This is a genomic window from Pusillimonas sp. SM2304 (assembly GCF_031628915.1).
Lineage (GTDB): Bacteria > Pseudomonadota > Gammaproteobacteria > Burkholderiales > Burkholderiaceae_B > Pusillimonas_C.
In genome coordinates, this window is record NZ_JAVLUJ010000002.1 from 797,085 (window position 1) to 813,759 (window position 16,675).

The 16,675-nt window shown below is 63.0% G+C and carries 13 protein-coding genes; 5 read left to right on the plus strand and 8 right to left on the minus strand.

The genetic code is table 11. The annotated features are described in order from the left end of the window. Window positions 1–31: 31 nt before the first annotated feature. From lspA to RE432_RS12815, 3 genes are read right to left on the minus strand one after another with little or no spacing between them, the layout of a single operon-like run. Window positions 32–580 (minus strand): signal peptidase II, encoded by a 549-nt coding sequence (lspA, locus tag RE432_RS12805; protein ID WP_310933786.1) that lies wholly within the window; start codon window positions 578–580, stop codon window positions 32–34. Then, window positions 573–3,410 (minus strand): isoleucine--tRNA ligase, encoded by a 2,838-nt coding sequence (gene ileS, locus RE432_RS12810; protein WP_310933787.1) that lies wholly within the window; start codon window positions 3,408–3,410, stop codon window positions 573–575. Before ileS ends, lspA begins: the two co-directional genes overlap by 8 nt. Further along, window positions 3,400–4,365, minus strand: a complete 966-nt coding sequence (locus RE432_RS12815; protein ID WP_310933788.1) for a bifunctional riboflavin kinase/FAD synthetase — start codon at window positions 4,363–4,365, stop codon at window positions 3,400–3,402. Before RE432_RS12815 ends, ileS begins: the two co-directional genes overlap by 11 nt. 47 nt (window positions 4,366–4,412) lie before the next feature. Here RE432_RS12815 and purN point away from each other — a divergent pair, with 47 nt between their 5' ends. The 5 genes from purN (at window position 4,413) to RE432_RS12840 (ending at window position 10,534) form a co-directional block, all read left to right on the plus strand. Next, complete coding sequence (gene purN, locus RE432_RS12820; RefSeq protein ID WP_310933789.1) at window positions 4,413–5,102, plus strand: phosphoribosylglycinamide formyltransferase; 690 nt, start codon at window positions 4,413–4,415, stop codon at window positions 5,100–5,102. 128 nt (window positions 5,103–5,230) lie between these two features. Next, window positions 5,231–6,523 (plus strand): RsmB/NOP family class I SAM-dependent RNA methyltransferase, encoded by a 1,293-nt coding sequence (locus tag RE432_RS12825; protein WP_409079873.1) that lies wholly within the window; start codon window positions 5,231–5,233, stop codon window positions 6,521–6,523. 194 nt (window positions 6,524–6,717) lie between these two features. Next, window positions 6,718–7,926 (plus strand): fatty acid desaturase, encoded by a 1,209-nt coding sequence (locus RE432_RS12830; protein ID WP_310933791.1) that lies wholly within the window; start codon window positions 6,718–6,720, stop codon window positions 7,924–7,926. Then, window positions 7,923–10,205 (plus strand): UvrD-helicase domain-containing protein, encoded by a 2,283-nt coding sequence (locus tag RE432_RS12835; protein WP_310933792.1) that lies wholly within the window; start codon window positions 7,923–7,925, stop codon window positions 10,203–10,205. The genes RE432_RS12830 and RE432_RS12835 overlap by 4 nt, the downstream gene beginning before the upstream one ends. A gap of 29 nt (window positions 10,206–10,234) precedes the next feature. After that, window positions 10,235–10,534: a DUF1330 domain-containing protein gene (locus RE432_RS12840; RefSeq protein WP_310933793.1), complete on the plus strand. Its 300-nt coding sequence runs from the start codon at window positions 10,235–10,237 to the stop codon at window positions 10,532–10,534. A 69-nt stretch (window positions 10,535–10,603) separates the two neighbouring features. Here the strand turns inward: RE432_RS12840 and RE432_RS12845 are convergent, their stop codons facing one another. Genes RE432_RS12845 through dapC form a run of 5 tightly spaced genes read right to left on the minus strand, consistent with a single transcriptional unit; the run spans window position 10,604 to window position 16,641 of the window. Then, window positions 10,604–12,538 carry an ATP-binding cassette domain-containing protein gene (locus RE432_RS12845; RefSeq protein ID WP_310933794.1) on the minus strand — a complete coding sequence of 645 codons (1,935 nt, stop codon included), beginning with the start codon at window positions 12,536–12,538 and terminating at the stop codon, window positions 10,604–10,606. Beyond that, on the minus strand, window positions 12,535–13,431 hold the full coding sequence (prmB, locus tag RE432_RS12850) for a 50S ribosomal protein L3 N(5)-glutamine methyltransferase (protein WP_310933795.1): 897 nt from the start codon (window positions 13,429–13,431) through the stop codon (window positions 12,535–12,537). The genes RE432_RS12845 and prmB overlap by 4 nt, the downstream gene beginning before the upstream one ends. Before the next feature lie 29 nt (window positions 13,432–13,460). Beyond that, entirely contained in the window at window positions 13,461–14,621 is a 1,161-nt protein-coding gene (gene dapE / locus RE432_RS12855) for a succinyl-diaminopimelate desuccinylase (protein WP_310933796.1), read from the minus strand. Then, window positions 14,621–15,442: a 2,3,4,5-tetrahydropyridine-2,6-dicarboxylate N-succinyltransferase gene (dapD, locus tag RE432_RS12860; RefSeq protein ID WP_310933797.1), complete on the minus strand. Its 822-nt coding sequence runs from the start codon at window positions 15,440–15,442 to the stop codon at window positions 14,621–14,623. Before dapD ends, dapE begins: the two co-directional genes overlap by 1 nt. 8 nt (window positions 15,443–15,450) lie before the next feature. Next, on the minus strand, window positions 15,451–16,641 hold the full coding sequence (gene dapC, locus RE432_RS12865; protein WP_310933798.1) for a succinyldiaminopimelate transaminase: 1,191 nt from the start codon (window positions 16,639–16,641) through the stop codon (window positions 15,451–15,453). Window positions 16,642–16,675 lie beyond the last annotated feature (34 nt).

A 16,675-nucleotide genomic window follows, 5' to 3' on the forward strand; every position in this document is an offset into this window, starting at 1 on the left:
CTCTTGTCAGATTAAACCAACACCGGGCGTGTCAGCCTGCGTTGCGTGACGCGCGCTTTTCGGCGCGCATGCGGCGGATTTCATCCAGGACAAGCAGGACGGCGCCGCAGCTAATGGCGATATCCGCGATGTTGAACGCCGGAAAATACCAACTATCCCAATAAAACAGCAAAAAATCAATGACATGACCGTGCTGTATGCGGTCGATCACATTGCCGATGGCGCCGCCCAGGATGCTCATGAGCGAGGCGCAAAACAGAGGCTGGCCGGGGTTGCGGCGCAGCAGGTGGATGATCAGGCCGATGGCGCCCAGCGCAATGGCCGTGAACAGCCAGCGCTGCCAGCCCTGGCCGTCGGCCAAAAAGCTGAACGCCGCCCCCGGGTTATAGAGCAGGGTAAAGTCGAAGAAGGGCAGCAGACGCCAGCGCTCGCCGTATTGCAAAGCGCCGTCGAAATAGATTTTGGTGATCTGGTCCAGCACGATGATCACCAGCGCGCCTGCGATCCAGGCCCAGAATCGCAGGCTTTTGGAGGGCCCGCGCGGGGCCGGGGCGGGATTGTTGGCGTGGGCGTCAGGCATGCTGGCGTGCTTCACCCTGGCCAAACAGATTATCGACGCAACGGCCGCAAATGGCGGGATGCCCGGGGTCGATGCCCACATCTTCCCGATGGTGCCAGCAACGCTCGCACTTGGCATGGCGGGTGGGGTGGACATCGATCCGCAGTGCGCCGTCGGCCTGATGGACGGTGGCGCGCGACACGATCAGCACGAAGCGCAAATCATCGCCCAGGCTGGCCAGCAATGCATGGTTGTCGCCGTCCGCGTATAAATCCAGCTCGGCCGCCAGCGAGGACCCGATGTCGCCTGTGGCACGGACTTCTTCGATTCTGCGCATGGCCTCGGCGCGGATGTCGCGCAGGCGGTCCCATTTGTCGCGCAGCAACTGGGCATCGACCTGGTCGGGCAGGGCGTGGAACAGTTCGGTAAAAATGCTGGGCACGTCGCTGCCGGTATGCAGGTCTTTCCAGGCTTCTTCCGCCGTGAACGACACGATGGGCGCCAGCAGTTTCAGCAAGGCATGGGTGATGTGATGGACCGCGGTCTGGGCCGAGCGGCGCGCCACGCTGGACTGCCCCGCCGTATAAAGGCGGTCTTTCAGGACGTCCAGATAAAAGGCGCCCAGGTCTTCCGAGCAGAAAATCTGCAGCCGGGACACGGCGGGGTGGAATTCATAGCGCTTGAAGCTGGCCAGGACCTCGGCCTGCATGGCGGCGGTCATGGCCAGGGCGTAGCGGTCGATCTCGAACAGATGCTCGGGCGCCAGGGCATCGGTGGCCGGATTGAAGTCCCGCAGGTTGCCCAGCAGGAACTTGAGCGTATTGCGTATGCGGCGATAGCCTTCGACCACGCGCTTGAGGATTTCGTCGGAAATCGACAGTTCGCCCGAGTAATCGGTGGACGCCGTCCACAGGCGCAGGATCTCCGCCCCCAGCGAGTCGGACACTTTCTGCGGCGCAATGACGTTGCCCACGGATTTGCTCATTTTGCGGCCCTGGCCATCGACCACGAAACCGTGCGTAAGCAGTGCCTTGTAGGGCGGACGGCCGTACATCATGCAGCCGGTCAGCAGCGAAGAGTGGAACCAGCCGCGATGCTGGTCCGACCCTTCCAGGTACAGGTCGGCCGGCCAGGTCAGCGCGTCGGCATGCGAGCCCTTGACGCTATGGTCCTGGCCGCCCAGCACGGTGGCGTGCGTGGTGCCTGAATCGAACCAGACGTCCAGCGTGTCGCGGTTTTTTTCGTACTGGCCGGCTTCGTCGCCGAGCAGCTCGGCGGGGTCCAGCGACTGCCAGGCCTCGATGCCGTGCTGTTCGATGCGCTGCGCGACCTGTTCCATGAGTTCCGGAGTGCGTGGATGCAGCTGCCCTGTTTCCTTGTGGACGAAGAACGCCATGGGCACGCCCCACTGGCGCTGCCGCGACAGGGTCCAGTCGGGACGGTTGGCGATCATGGCGTGCAGCCGGGCACGGCCCCAGGCCGGATAGAATTCGGTGTTTTCCACGCCTTGCAGCGCGGTTTCACGCAGCGTCCTGCCTGATTCAGGCTGACGGTCCATGCCCGCAAACCACTGGCTGGTCGCGCGATAGATGATGGGCGTCTTGTGGCGCCAACAGTGCATGTAGCTGTGCGACAGGGGTTCGGTGTGCAGCAGGCTGCCGGCGTCTTGCAACGCTTGGACGATGACCGGATTCGCCTTCCAGATCATCATGCCGCCGAACAGGGGCAGGCTTTCTGCGTAGTGTCCGTCGCCCATGACCGGGTTGATGATCTGGTCGTCGGTCATGCCATGGGCCTTGCACGACACAAAGTCTTCAATACCGTAGGCGGGCGCCGAGTGCACCACGCCGGTGCCGCTGTCGAGTGTGACGTAGTCGCCCAGATACACGGGCGACATGCGCCGGTAGCCTTCGTGTACATCGTACAGGGGGTGTTTGAATTCGAGGTTGGTCAGCGCGTCGCCTTTGGCGGTGGCAACCACCTGGCCGGTCAGCTTCCATTGGCTCAAGCAGGTGTCGACCAGGTCCTTGGCCAGCAACAGCATGGGGCCGGTGCTGCGCGGCTGGTCCAGCCTGACCAGCGCGTAGTCGAATTCGGGGTGTACATTCAGGGCCTGGTTGGCGGGCAAGGTCCAGGGCGTCGTGGTCCAGATGGCGATGGCGCCATCGTCGACCTGCGGCAAGCCGAAGGCATGGGCGAGCTTTTCCTTGTCGCCGAACTTGAACGCCACATGCACCGATGGATCTTTGCGGTCGGCGTATTCCACTTCGGCTTCGGCCAGGGCGGAACCACAGTCAAAACACCAGTTCACCGGCTTCAGTCCGCGGAATACATAGCCTTTCTGCATGATGCGGGACAGCGCGCGCAGCTCGTCGGCTTCATTGCCGAAGTTCATGGTCAGATAGGGGTTGTCCCAGTCGCCCAGCACGCCCAGCCGCTTGAAATCCTTGCGCTGGCGGTCGATCTGTTCATGCGCGTAGGCACGCGCCTTGGATTGCACTTCGGCCACCGGCAGATGCTTGCCGTACTTTTTCTCGATCTGGATTTCAATCGGCATGCCGTGGCAATCCCAGCCCGGCACGTAGACAGCGTCGTAACCCGCCATGGCGCGGCTCTTGACGATGATGTCCTTGAGTATCTTGTTGACCGCGTGCCCGATATGAATATCGCCGTTGGCGTAGGGCGGGCCGTCGTGCAGCACGAATTTCGGCCTGCCTTTGCTGGCTTCGCGAATGGCTGCATAAACCTTTTTTTCTTCCCACTCGGCAACCCAGCGGGGTTCCCGCTTGGCGAGGTCACCCCGCATGGGGAAGGGTGTGTCGGGCAAATTTAAGGTGTTTCTATAGTCCATGGAGGGCGAAATAGTCGCGAGCGCTTTGCGCATCGTTATCGATGGCGGCGATCATAGTGGGAAGGTCGGGAAATTTTTCTTCGTCCCGCAGATATTCAAGAAATTCAACACATGTGAGTTTACCGTATGCGTCTATGCTGCAGTCGAGCAGGTGCACTTCCAGCATCAGCCGCCCGCCGTGCGAGATCGTGGGCCGTACGCCCAGGCTGGCCACGCCGTTGATGGCCTGGGGCCCCAGGCCGTGCGCGCGCACGAAATACACGCCCGAGCGCAGGGCGCATTGCGCGGGCACTTTGACGTTCAGGGTGGGGTAGCCTATGCTGCGGCCCAGTTTCTGGCCGTGTATGACGTGGCCGCTGATGCGGTAGCCGTGGCCCAGCAAATGCTCCGCGCGCGCCAGGTTGCCCACAGCCAGGGCGGTGCGCAATTCCGAACTGGATATGCGGTGGCCGTGTTCGTCGGCCACGTCGGCAATGGTTTCCACTTCGAAGCCATGCTGCCGCCCGGCCCGCCGCAACAGATCAATGTCGCCGCTGCGCTTGTGGCCGTAGCGGAAATCCTCGCCCACCAGAAGCCAGCGGGTGTTCAGGCCCCGGACCAGCAGTTGCTGGATGAAGTCCTCGGCGGACATGTCGGCCAGGCTTTGGTTGAAGCGTTCAAGCACGACCTGATCCAGTTGATGGGCGGCCAGGGCAGTGAGCTTGTCGCGCAGGCTGCTGATCTGGGTGGGGACAAGTTCGGGGCGTTGGCCGCGCCGCGCGAAATAGGCGCGCGGGTGGGGCTCGAACGTCATGACCGTCGAGGACAGCCCGCGTTCGACGGCCAACTGCTGCACACGCGCAAGAATGGCCTGGTGGCCTCGATGGACGCCATCGAAGTTGCCTATGGTCACTGCGCTGGGAAGCTGGCTATCGTGGCGGGGCAGGGTGCGATATAGGGTTGGGGAGGTTTTCACACCCGAGAGTTTACAATCTTGTGCTGCTTTACTCAGGAATTATTGTCTTGGACGCTACTTCATCCTCCGACTGCCGTATCGTCGTACTGATATCGGGCCGCGGTTCAAACATGCAAACCATCGTGAATACGGTGCGCGACCGGGCCTTGCCCGCGACCATCGCGGCGGTCATGGCCAACAGGGCGGATGCGGCCGGCCTGGCCTGGGCGCAGGCGCGCGGCATACCGACCGGGGTCGTGCCCCACCGCGATTACGCCAGCCGTGAAGACTTCGACGCGGCGCTGGCGGACGCCATCGACGCCCATCGGCCGCATTACGTGCTGCTGGCGGGCTTTATGCGCGTGCTCACGCCGGCATTTGTCGAGCGGTTCAATGGCCGCCTGATCAATATCCATCCTTCTTTGCTGCCCGCGTTTCCCGGGCTGCACACCCACCAGCAGGCGCTGGCGACCGGTGTCCAGTGGCATGGCTGCACCATTCACTTCGTTACGCCGGTGCTGGATCATGGCCCGATCGTGGCCCAGGGCGCGGTCCCCGTCCTGGCGGGCGACACACCCGAGGATCTGGCCGGCCGCGTGCTGCAGGTGGAGCATCGGATGTACGCCGACGTGGTAGGCTGGCTGGCGGAAGGGCGCGTGTCGCTCGATGCCATGCAGCGCGTACAGGTAGCTGGCATCGCCAGCCGCTCTTTTGTCCTGACGCCCGATGGCGTTGAATCATCTGAAAGGCCGTCATGAATAGTACAGACAAGCCCCGGCGCAGCCGGGACCCACGCAAAGCGCCCCGTGCGCAGCGCGACGAGCGCAGCGCGCCGGCGGCGCGTCCCTACGTCATGGCGGCGGTGCGCATCGAACAGGTGCGCAGCGTGCTGGGCGAAATTCTTCAGTGGGAATACCCCGCCGACGCCGCCTTGTCGCACTGGCTGCGCGCCAACCCCAAGCTGGGCATGCGCGACCGCGCCGAGGTGGCCGAGGCCGTTTTCGATGTCTTGCGGCACTTGCGGCGCTACCGGCAGTACGCGGAAAGCGGCACCGGCCCGGCGGCGCGCCGCCTGGCCATACTTGGCCTTGCGTCGGTGTTCGACAGGTCGGTGCTTGATACGGGCCTGTCGGAACCGGAGCGTCATTGGTTGACGCATGTGCAAGGCATCAGCGTCGACAGCTTGTCGCGTGCGGTGCGCGACAGCCTGCCGGACTGGCTGGACGAGCGCCTGGCTTGCCTGGAAGATGCCGACGCCCTGATCAAGGCGCTGAACCAGCCCGCCCCCCTGGACATACGCGTCAATCCGCTGAAGGCGGACCGCGCCGACATGCTCAAGCAGATGCGCGGCGGGCCGGCCTTGCGCTATGACCCGGAGCCCACGCCTTATTCGCCCTGGGGCATACGCCTGCAGGGCCGCCCGCCCGTCAACCGGTGGCCGATGTTCGAGAAGGGCGAAATAGAAGTCCAAGACGAAGGCAGCCAGATTCTGGTGGCCTTGGTGGCGCCCAAGCGCGGCGAAATGATCATCGACTATTGCGCAGGCGCGGGCGGCAAGACCTTGCTGCTGGGGGCCCTGATGCGCTCCACAGGCCGCTTGTATGCCTTTGACGTATCGGCCGCCCGGCTGGCGCGCGCCAAGCCACGGTTCGCCCGCAGCGGCTTGTCCAATATTGTTCCGGTCGCCATCAGCGCCGACAACGACCAGCGCGTCAAGCGTCTTCGAGGCAAGGCGCAGCGGGTGCTGGTGGATGCGCCTTGTAGCGGGCTGGGCACGCTGCGCCGGAATCCGGACCTGAAATGGCGCCAGCACCCCGAGTCGCTGCAGGGCTTGCTGGACATCCAGGCGCGCATACTGCGCCAGGCGTCCCGCTGCGTTGCGCCGGGTGGCCGGCTGGTCTATGCCACCTGCAGTATCCTGCCCGAAGAGAACGAACAGCAGGTTGAGCGCTTTTTAGCCGAAAATCCGGACTTTACCCTCCTTGATGCGAGCAAAATCGCAGCAGATCGTTGCGAAAATCTGACACTGCAAGGGCCATTTTTGCGTCTCCGTCCGGATCGTCATGAAACCGATGGTTTCTTCGCCGCCGTACTCGAGCGCGTGAAGGCGGTACCCGCCAAAAAAGACCCTCAGGGGCTTGAAAACGCCGTACAAGGCGAAAACAGCGAAACTGCCTGAAATCATGCCGCCGGGGCGATCGCGGCGTATGCGCCGATATGACGCCCCGGGGCTGGCATGAAGGCAGGGGACGGCAAGCGCTTGCCGTCCGTAATTCCTTGATCTACCTCAAAACTATTTTGAAACTGCGCTGTCATATAGCTGACAACTGGGATACACTTTTCCTTGTTCTAACATGAGGCCTTTACAGGTTTATGGACCAAATACTTAATTTTCTGTCGGGCGGCTTCCTGCACCTTTCGTGGTGGCAGGTTGCATTGGTTGCCTTGGTGCTGACGCACATCACCATTGTCGGCGTTACGGTGTTCCTGCACCGTAGCCAGGCGCATCGCGGGCTTGATCTGCACCCCTCCGTCATGCACTTTTTCCGATTCTGGCTCTGGCTGACCACGGGTATGGTCACCAAAGAGTGGGTGGCCATTCACCGCAAGCACCACGCCAAATGCGAAAAAGAAGGCGATCCGCACTCGCCGGTGGTGTTCGGCCTGGGCAAGGTGTTTTTCCGCGGCGCGGAACTCTACCGCGAAGAAGCCACCAATCCGGAAACCCTGAAACGTTTCGGTCACGGCACGCCCGACGACTGGATCGAGCGCAATCTGTATTCCAAGCACAGTCTGCTTGGCATCCTCATCATGCTGGGCATCGACCTGGCGCTGTTCGGGGTGCTGGGCCTGACGGTATGGGCCGTGCAGATGGCATGGATTCCCTTCTGGGCCGCCGGCGTTGTCAACGGCATCGGCCACGCTTGGGGCTACCGCAACTATGCCAGCCCCGATACCAGCACCAATGTGTCGCCCTGGGGCATCATCATCGGTGGCGAAGAGCTCCACAACAACCACCACGCCTACGGCACGTCGGCCAAGTTCTCGACCAAGTGGTATGAATTCGATCTGGGCTGGTGCTACATCCAGGTGCTGCGCTTTTTCGGGCTGGCCACCGTCAAGAAACGTGCGCCCAAGCTCAAGCTCGAAGCGCCCAAGGCGCTGGCCGACGCCAGCACCTTGCAGGGCGTGATCACCCACCGCTACGAAATCCTGGCCCGCTATACCGATCTGGTCAAGAAGTCCGCCAGCGAAGAACTCAACAAGCTCCGGCTGACCCGCAAGGAAGGCAGTCCCGACTGCAGCTGGACGCTGCTGAGCCGCTGCAAAGACTGGATCAGCCGCAGCGACGACGCCCTGGAACCCGACCAGCGCGAGCAGGTCGATACGGTCCTGGCTCAAAACCAGTCCCTGTCCACCCTGGTGCAAATGCGGCGCGAACTCATCCGCCTGTGGGAAAGCTCCAGTTCCAGCAGCGAACAACTTCTGGCTGATCTGCAGGCCTGGTGCCAGCGGGCTCAGCAAAGCGGCATCGAAGGTCTTGAGCAGTTTGCTTACCGGTTGCGCCGCTACGCGGCATGATAGATAGCCTTAACCCGCAACAACAAGCTGCTGTCACTCTCCCTCCCTCGCACGCGCTGGTTCTGGCCGGCGCGGGCAGCGGAAAAACCCGGGTCCTGACCACACGCATGGCCTGGCTGATTCAAACCAGCCAGGCCAGCCCGTTTGGGCTGATGGCGGTTACCTTCACCAATAAGTCGGCGCGTGAAATGCTCACGCGCCTTTCCGCGTTGCTGCCCATCAATACGCGGGGGCTGTGGGTCGGTACCTTTCATGGCTTGTGCAACCGGCTGTTGCGCGCCCATCACCGCGACGCGGGCCTGCCGCAAACTTTTCAGATCCTGGACAGCGCCGATCAACTGGCGGCCATCAAGCGCCTGATCAAAGGCGCGGGCATCGACGACGAAAAGTTTCCGCCGCGCGATGTCCAGCGCTTTATCAACGGCGCCAAGGAAGAGGGGCTGCGTCCCGCCGATGTCGACGTCTGGGATGCGCACCGGCGCCGCCTGGTCGAGATCTATCAACTGTATCAGGATCAGTGCGAGCGCGAAGGCGTCGTCGATTTTGCCGAACTGCTGCTGCGCGCCTACGAGCTGCTGCAGCGCAACGCCCCCATCCGCGAGCACTACCAGCGCCGCTTCCAGCATATCCTGGTCGACGAATTCCAGGACACCAATACGCTGCAGTACCGCTGGCTGGCCCTGCTGGCCGGCGGCGGCGCATTCATGTTCGCAGTGGGCGACGACGACCAATCCATTTACGCTTTTCGGGGCGCCAATGTGGGCAATATGTCGGACTTCGAGCGCGACTATGCCCGGGGCAATGTGATTCGCCTCGAGCAGAATTACCGCTCGTATGGGCATATCCTGGATTCGGCCAATGCCCTGATTGCGCACAACAGCGCGCGGCTGGGTAAAAACCTGTGGACCGAGCAGGGCGAAGGCGAACCGGTGCGTGTGGTCGAGCAGGCATCCGACCTGTTGGAAGCGCAGTGGATCATCGACGAGATCAAGGCGCTGATCAATGACGGCCGCCTGCGGCGCGAAATCGCGGTCCTGTATCGCAGCAATGCGCAGTCGCGCATTATCGAACACGCGCTGTTTTCAGCCGGTATTCCCTATAAAGTCTACGGCGGGCTGCGGTTTTTCGAGCGGCAGGAAGTCAAGCACGCGCTGGCTTATTTAAGGCTGATGGATAACCCCCACGACGATACCTCGTGGCTGCGGGTGGTCAATTTTCCCACCCGGGGCATCGGCGCGCGTACGCTTGAACAATTGGCCGATGTGGCCAGGCAGCAAGGCAGCAGCCTGTTTCGCGCCGTGCCGGCGATGTCGGGCAAGGGCGGCAACAACCTGGCGCGTTTTGCCGAGCTGGTCGAGCAGATGGCCCACGAGGCGCAAATCCTGTCATTGCCGGAACTGATCGAGCACGTGGTGCATCACAGCGGCTTGCTGGCGCACTATCAGAATGACCGCGAGGGCGCGGACCGCCTTGAGAACCTGCAGGAGCTGGTCAACGCCGCCGCCGCGTTTGTGGCCGAGGAAAACTTTGAAGGCCTGCCGGCGGGACGCCTGCCCGACGAAGCCTTGCCGGCAGCCTCGCTGAATGCGGGCGCGCCGGAGGCGCTGGCGGCGATGTCGCCGCTGGCGGCCTTTTTGACGCATGCCTCGCTAGAGGCGGGCGACAACCAGGCGCAGGCGGGGCAGGATGCCGTGCAATTGATGACCGTGCATGCGGCCAAGGGGCTGGAGTTCGATTCGGTGTTTATCACCGGTGTCGAAGAGGGCTTGTTCCCCCATGAAAACAGCCTGTTGGAAGCGGCGGGGCTCGAAGAAGAACGGCGCCTGATGTATGTGGCGATCACGCGCGCGCGCGAACGCTTGTATCTGACCCTGGCGCAAAGCCGCATGCTGCATGGGCAAACCCGCTACGCGATGCGCTCGCGCTTCCTGGACGAGATCCCCGACGAGCATGTGAAATGGCTGACGCCCCGGGAAGGCCGGGCGCCTGTGCAGGTGCAGCAGCATGCCTGGAGCGGTGCGTTCCGCCGCGGCGATGCGTATAACCGTCCGGACAGCGGCAGTGTTGCGCCGCGGGCGCCGCGCAGCCTGACAACGGGCGTGACCGTTGGTACACAGCAGTTTCGCATAGGCACAGGAGTACGGCATGCCAAGTTCGGCGAGGGCACGGTGATTGGCTTGAGCGGCATAGGGCAGGATGCCCAGGCGCAGATCCAATTTCGTGATGTGGGCACCAAGACATTGGCGCTGGGCGTGGCCAAGCTGGACATCGTCGCTTAGGCCCTGGCTTACAAGTCAAGAGGGACAACATGGAGCAGAAAAGAGCCTACGTCATCGGGCACATCAGGGTCAAGGACCCCGTCAGTTGGGCCGAGTACTGCAGTAAAGTGCCTGGCACCGTCGCCCCGTGGGGGGCATCGCTGGTGTTCCGGGCTGACGGCGCGCAGGTATTGAGCGGCGAACATGCCTATACGGATACGGTGGTGATCAGTTTCCCGGACCTGGCTTCGGTCAAGGCGTGGCATGAATCAGCCGATTACCAGGCCATTGTGCCTTTACGCCAGAAGGCGGCTGATGTGGTGATCATCAGCTACGAGGCCCAAGCGTAATTCCAGAGAAAAAGCAGGCCGCGGTCCAGGCCGCCTCCTGTTCGCTTTGTACTGAGCCGGTTATACAGGCTAGCCGGCCGCCAGCGCTTCCAGTTCTTCTTGCAGCGCCAGCCATTGCTCTTCGAGCTGTGCCTGTTTTTTGCTCAGCTCGCCGTGCTCTTCAAGCACCTTCAGGCGTTCGTCGCGGCGGGCATCCGAATAAAAGTCGGGGTCCGCGATCAAGGTATTGAGCGCCTGCAGCCGTTGGCCGCAGCGCTCCATCTCGGTGTCGACCTGCTTCAGCTTGGTATCCAGCGGTTTGCGCAGGCTGGCCAGGCGCTGCCGCTCTTCGGCTTCCTGGCGGCGCTGCGTCTTGCGGTCGGATGCCGCTTCCCCGCCGCCGGCGGATGGGGTGCTGTTGCGGGCTTCAGCCCGCGCATGGGCGCTGCGGTCCGAGAGCCAGTCACGGTAGTCTTCAAGGTCGCCGTCGAACTCATGGACTCGGCCGTCGGCCACAATCCAGAAGCTGTCGACCGTCGTGCGCAGCAGGTGGCGGTCGTGGGACACCAGCAAGACGCTGCCCGCGAACTCCGCCAGGGCCGTGGCCAGCGCTTCGCGCGTGTCGACATCCAGGTGGTTGCTGGGCTCATCCAGCAAGAGCAGGTTCGGTTTCTGCCAGACGATCAGCGAGAGGGCCAGGCGGGCCTTTTCGCCGCCGGACATGGGCGCGATCTTGCTGGTGACGGTGTCGCCGCTGAAACCGAAACCGCCCAGGTAGTTGCGCAGCTCTTGCTCGCGGGTTTGGGGCGCCAGCCGCAGCAGATGCTGCAGCGGCGTGGCCTCTGGATCGAGCATGTCGAGCTGATGCTGGGCAAAATAGCCTATTTCCAAGCCTTTCGATGCCCGCCGCTCGCCGGCCAGCACCGGCAGCTCTTCAGCCAGGGTCTTGATCAGTGTGCTCTTGCCGGCGCCGTTCACCCCCAGCACGCCGATGCGGCCGCCCCCCCGGACCATGAGCTGGATGTTGCTCAGAATAGTGTGTGTCTGGCCGTCGCGGCCCTGGTAGCCGGTCGATACCCCGTCGAGCACCAGCAAGGGGTCGGGCATGCTGGTGGGTTCGGGAATGCGTATGTCGATACCCGATTCAGCCTGCAGGGGCGCCAGTGTTTCCATGCGGGCCAGCGCCTTGACGCGGCTTTGGGCTTGCTTGGCCTTGGTCGCCTTGGCTTTGAACCGGTCGATGAAGCTTTGCAGCCGCGCTGCTTCGCGGGTTTGCCTGTCCCAGGCGAGCCGGGTTTGACGCAGGCGCTCGGCGCGCTGCGTCAGGAAGTCTTCGTAGCCGCCGCGATAGCGCAGGAGCTTCGCCTGATCGAAATGAAGGATGACCGACGCGACGGAATCCAGGAATTCCGTGTCGTGCGAGATCAGCAGGACGATGCCTTGATACGCGGCAAGCCATCGCTCCAGCCACAGCATGGCATCCAGATCAAGGTGATTGGTGGGTTCATCGAGCAACAGCAGTTCGGACGGCGCCATCAGCGCCCGGGCCAGCGCCAGCCGCATCTGCCATCCGCCCGAAAAGCTGTTGACCGGATTCATCCATTGGCCTGGCGCGAAACCCAGGCCGGCCAATAGCTGCTCGGCGCGCGAGGGCGCGCTCCAGGCATCGGCTTCCACCAGCGCGGATTCCAGCTCGGCGATACGGTGGCCGTCGCCATCGGGCGTGGCGGCGCGTTCGGCCTGCAGGGCGCGCAGATGCGTATCGCCATCGATCACAAACTCGCGGGCGGGCAGGTCGTTGTGGCTGATTTCCTGTTCGACGCTGGCAATCCGCCAGCCCGGCGGGATCAGCAGCGACCCGGCATCGGCATCCAGCCTGCCTTGCAGCAAGGCGAACAGGGTGGACTTGCCCGCCCCGTTCTTGCCGACGATGCCCACGCGCTCGCCCGGATTGACGACAAAGTCTGCGCCGTCCAGCAGCACTTTGGTGCCGCGGCGCAGGGTCAGGCCGGCCGCGCGGATCACGAGGCCAATTGCTCGCGCGTGAGCAGCAGAATCTGGTCTTCGGTGTTTTCAGTGCTCAGCCAGACGGGGTCCAGGTGGGGGAAGGCCGCCACGAAATGCTGGTATTCGTGTCCGATCTCAAGCACCAGCATGCCTTCGGGAGCCAGGAAGTCGGGCGCTTGCTGCAGCAGGCGGCGGATCAAATCCATGCCATCGTCGCCGCCTGCCAGCGCCATGGTGGGCTCGTGCCGATATTCTTGCGGCAGGTGCTCCATGGAATGGTTGTTGACGTAGGGCGGATTGCAGATGATCAGTTGGTACTCGCATTGCGGCAGCTGTTCGAACAGGTCGCTGCAATGCGTGGTGATGCGTCCGTCCAGGCCGGACAGCTCGATGTTTTCGTCGGCGACTTCCAGGGCGCGCTCGGACAGGTCCACGGCATCGACCTGGGCATTGGGAAAGGCCAGCGCCGCCAGGACAGCCAGGCATCCGGATCCGGTGCATAAATCCAGTACGAAATCGACGTCGTCGGGGTCGGCCACCCAGGGGCTCAAGCCGTTGGCCAGCAGTTCGGAAATGGGCGAACGGGGGATGATGACACGCTGGTCCACCACGAAACGGTGTCCTTGCAGCCAAGCTTCGCCGGTCAGATAGGCGGCCGGCACGTGCTCGGTAATGCGCCGCTCCAGCAATGTCAGGAAGCGTTCGCGCTCGGCCGGCAGCACCCGCGCATCCAGAAAGGGATCGAGCATGTCCAGCGGCAGATGCAGGCTGTGCAGCAGCAGATAGGCGGCCTCGTCCCAGGCGTTGTCGCTACCGTGTCCGAAAGAGAGCCTGGACGCATTGAACTGGCTGACGGCATAGCGCAGCAGGTCGCGTACCGTGCGCAGCTTTTTACTGGCGATTTGATGCATGGCGGCTCCTTGAGTAGTGTTGACAGACGCTAGCCCTTGTCGGCCAGAAGATGCTCGAGCGCCAGAAGATGCTCGAGCGTACGGCGATAAATGTTCTTCAGGGGTTCAAGTGTATCGAGCCGTATGTGTTCATTCAGTTGATGGATGCTGGCATTGATGGGGCCGAACTCAATCACTTGCGGGCATATCTTGGCGATGAAGCGGCCGTCCGAGGTGCCGCCCGTGGTCGACAACTGGGTGGTCACGCCGGTTTCCTCAAGAATAGCCTGCGACAGGGCCTTGCTGAGCTCGCCCTTGGGCGTCAGGAAGGGTTCGCCGCCCAGGGTCCAGTCCAGATCATAGTCCAAGTCATGCCTTTGCAGAATGGCAATAACACGCGCTTTCAGGGATTCCGGGGTGCTGGCGGTGGAAAAACGGAAATTGAAGTCCAGCACGGCGGTTCCCGGCACCACATTCGTGGCCCCTGTGCCCGAGTGCAGGTTGGAGACCTGGAAGGTCGTGGCGGGAAAATACTCGTTGCCCTCGTCCCATTGCTGGGCCGTCAGGTCGACCAGCGCCGGCGCGAGCAAATGGATGGGGTTGCGGGCAAGATGCGGATAGGCCACATGCCCTTGCTTGCCTTTGATCGTGAGCTTGCCCGACAAAGAGCCGCGCCGGCCATTCTTCACGGTGTCGCCCAGCTGATCGACCGACGTGGGTTCGCCCACGATACAGTAGTCCAGCTGTTCGGCGCGCTGCGTCAGCGCCTGGCACACCTTGACGGTGCCGTCGATGGAAGGCCCTTCTTCGTCGGAAGTAATCAGCAGGGCGATCGAACCGGCGTGATCCGGATGACGCGCCACAAATTCTTCCGCCGCCACCGTGAACGCGGCGATCGAGCTTTTCATGTCGGCGGCGCCGCGCCCATACAGATTGCCGTCGCGCTCGGTGGGCTTGAAGGGATCGCTGTGCCAGCGGTCCAGCGGTCCGGTGGGCACCACGTCGGTATGCCCGGCAAACGCCAGCAGGGGCGCGGTGTCGCCGCGCCGCGCCCATAGGTTGGTCACGTCGCCGAAAACCAGGGTTTCGCAGGTAAAGCCCGCGGCCCGCAGGCGGGCGGCCAGCGCTTCCTGGCAGCCGCTGTCGTCAGGCGTCACGGACGGGCGTGCAATCAATTCCTTGGCCAGCGCCAGGACGGGTGAATCAGCCATCAGGTCCTCAGCAGATCGTTGATGCTGGTTTTGGAGCGTGTTTGCGCATCGACGCGCTTGACGATCACGGCGCAAGCCAGGCTGTGCGAGCCGTCGGCGGACGGCAGCGAGCCAGGCACGACCACCGAGCCCGACGGAACGCGGCCGTAGGTGATGGCGCCGGTGGCGCGATCGTAGATCTTGGTGCTCTGCGAGATGAACACACCCATGGCCAGCACGGAGTTCGCTTCAATGATCACGCCTTCGACGATTTCAGAGCGCGCGCCGATAAAGCAGTTGTCTTCGATGATGGTCGGGTTGGCCTGCAGCGGCTCGAGCACGCCGCCGATCCCCACGCCCCCCGATAGGTGCACGTTCTTGCCGATCTGCGCGCATGAGCCCACCGTGGCCCAGGTGTCGACCATGGTGCCTTCGTCGACGTAGGCGCCCACATTGACGTACGACGGCATCAGCACCACGTTCTTGCCGATGTAGGCCCCTTTGCGGGCAACCGCGGGGGGGACCACGCGGAATCCGCCCTCGGCGAAGGCCGCGGCGTCATAGCTTTCAAACTTGGTGTCGACTTTGTCGTAGAACTGCAAAGGGCCCTGGCCTTGCACGCGATTGTTTTCCAGCCGGAACGACAGCAGAACGGCTTTCTTGATCCATTGGTGCACGACCCAGTCCGCATCGATTTTTTCGGCGACGCGCAAATGGCCTGTATCCAGTGCGTTCAGTGTTGCCTGTACCGCTGCGCGGACTTCGGTGTGTCCGGATGCGGGAGAGAGGTCGGCGCGGTTTTCCCAGGCCAGCTCGATGGTGCGCTGCAGATCTGTAGTCATGTAGGTGCTCAGTGGTTAAGAAAAGCCGCGATGCGTCCGGCCGCTTCAATACATTGCTGTTTTGGAGCGACCAGGGCGATGCGGATGCGGTTTGCGCCAGGATTGACGCCGTGGGCCTCGCGGGCCAGAAAACTGCCGGGCAGGGCGGTGACGCCCGTTGCGCCGTACAGGTCACGTACAAAGTCGGTATCGGCGCCGGGTGTTCTGGCCCATAGGTAGAACGAGGCGTCCGGCCGGCTCACGTCCAGCACGGGCTCCAGGATGGGCAGGACGGCGTCGAATTTCTCGCGATAGAGGCGGCGGTTGTCGACAACGTGCGCTTCGTCGTTCCAGGCCGCAATGCTGGCCTGCGATACCACGGGACTCATGGCGCTGCCGTGGTAAGTGCGATAAAGCAGGAACTGTTCAATCAGTTTCGCGTCGCCGGCCACGAAGCCGGAGCGCAGGCCCGGTACGTTGGACCGCTTGGACAGGCTGGAAAAGCACATCAGATTGCGATAGTCGCCGCGTCCCAGCAGGTTTGCGGCCTGAAGGCCGCCCAGCGGCTTGCTGGATTCGTCGAAATAGATTTCCGAATAGCATTCATCGGCGGCAATGGCGAAGCCATATTCATCCGACAGGGTGAACAGCCGCTTCCAGTCGTCCAGCGACATCACGTTTCCGGCTGGATTGCCGGGCGAGCATACAAACAGCAGCTGTGTCTTGCGCCAGACGTCAGCCGGCACGGCTGCCCAGTCGTAGCCAAAATTCAGTTCGGCCTGCGCGTTGATGAAATAGGGTCGGGCGCCGGCAAGCAGGGCCGCCCCTTCATAAATCTGGTAGAAAGGGTTGGGGCATATCACCAGCGCGCCCGCATCGGGATCGATGACCGCCTGCGCAAAGGCAAAAAGCGCTTCGCGCGACCCCAATGCCGGCAGCACTTGCGTGTCGGGGTCGGGCGCCGCAATGCCGTAACGCCGGCCTATCCAGCTGGAGATCGCGGATCGCAGCGCAGGATCGCCTTTGGTCGGGGGGTAGACCGCCAGGCCGGACATGGCATCTTGCATGGCTTGCGAGATCAGCGCCGGCGTGGCGTGCTTGGGCTCGCCGATGGAAAGATTGATAGGGGTTTGCTGCGCGGCGGATGGCCCGGCCTGCGCGAGCAGACGCCTTAGCTTTTCAAAAGGATAAGGGTGCAGGGCGCTGAGTCGGGGGTTCATGTTTGCCGCAAGGTAAGGCTGCGAGCCGGCTATG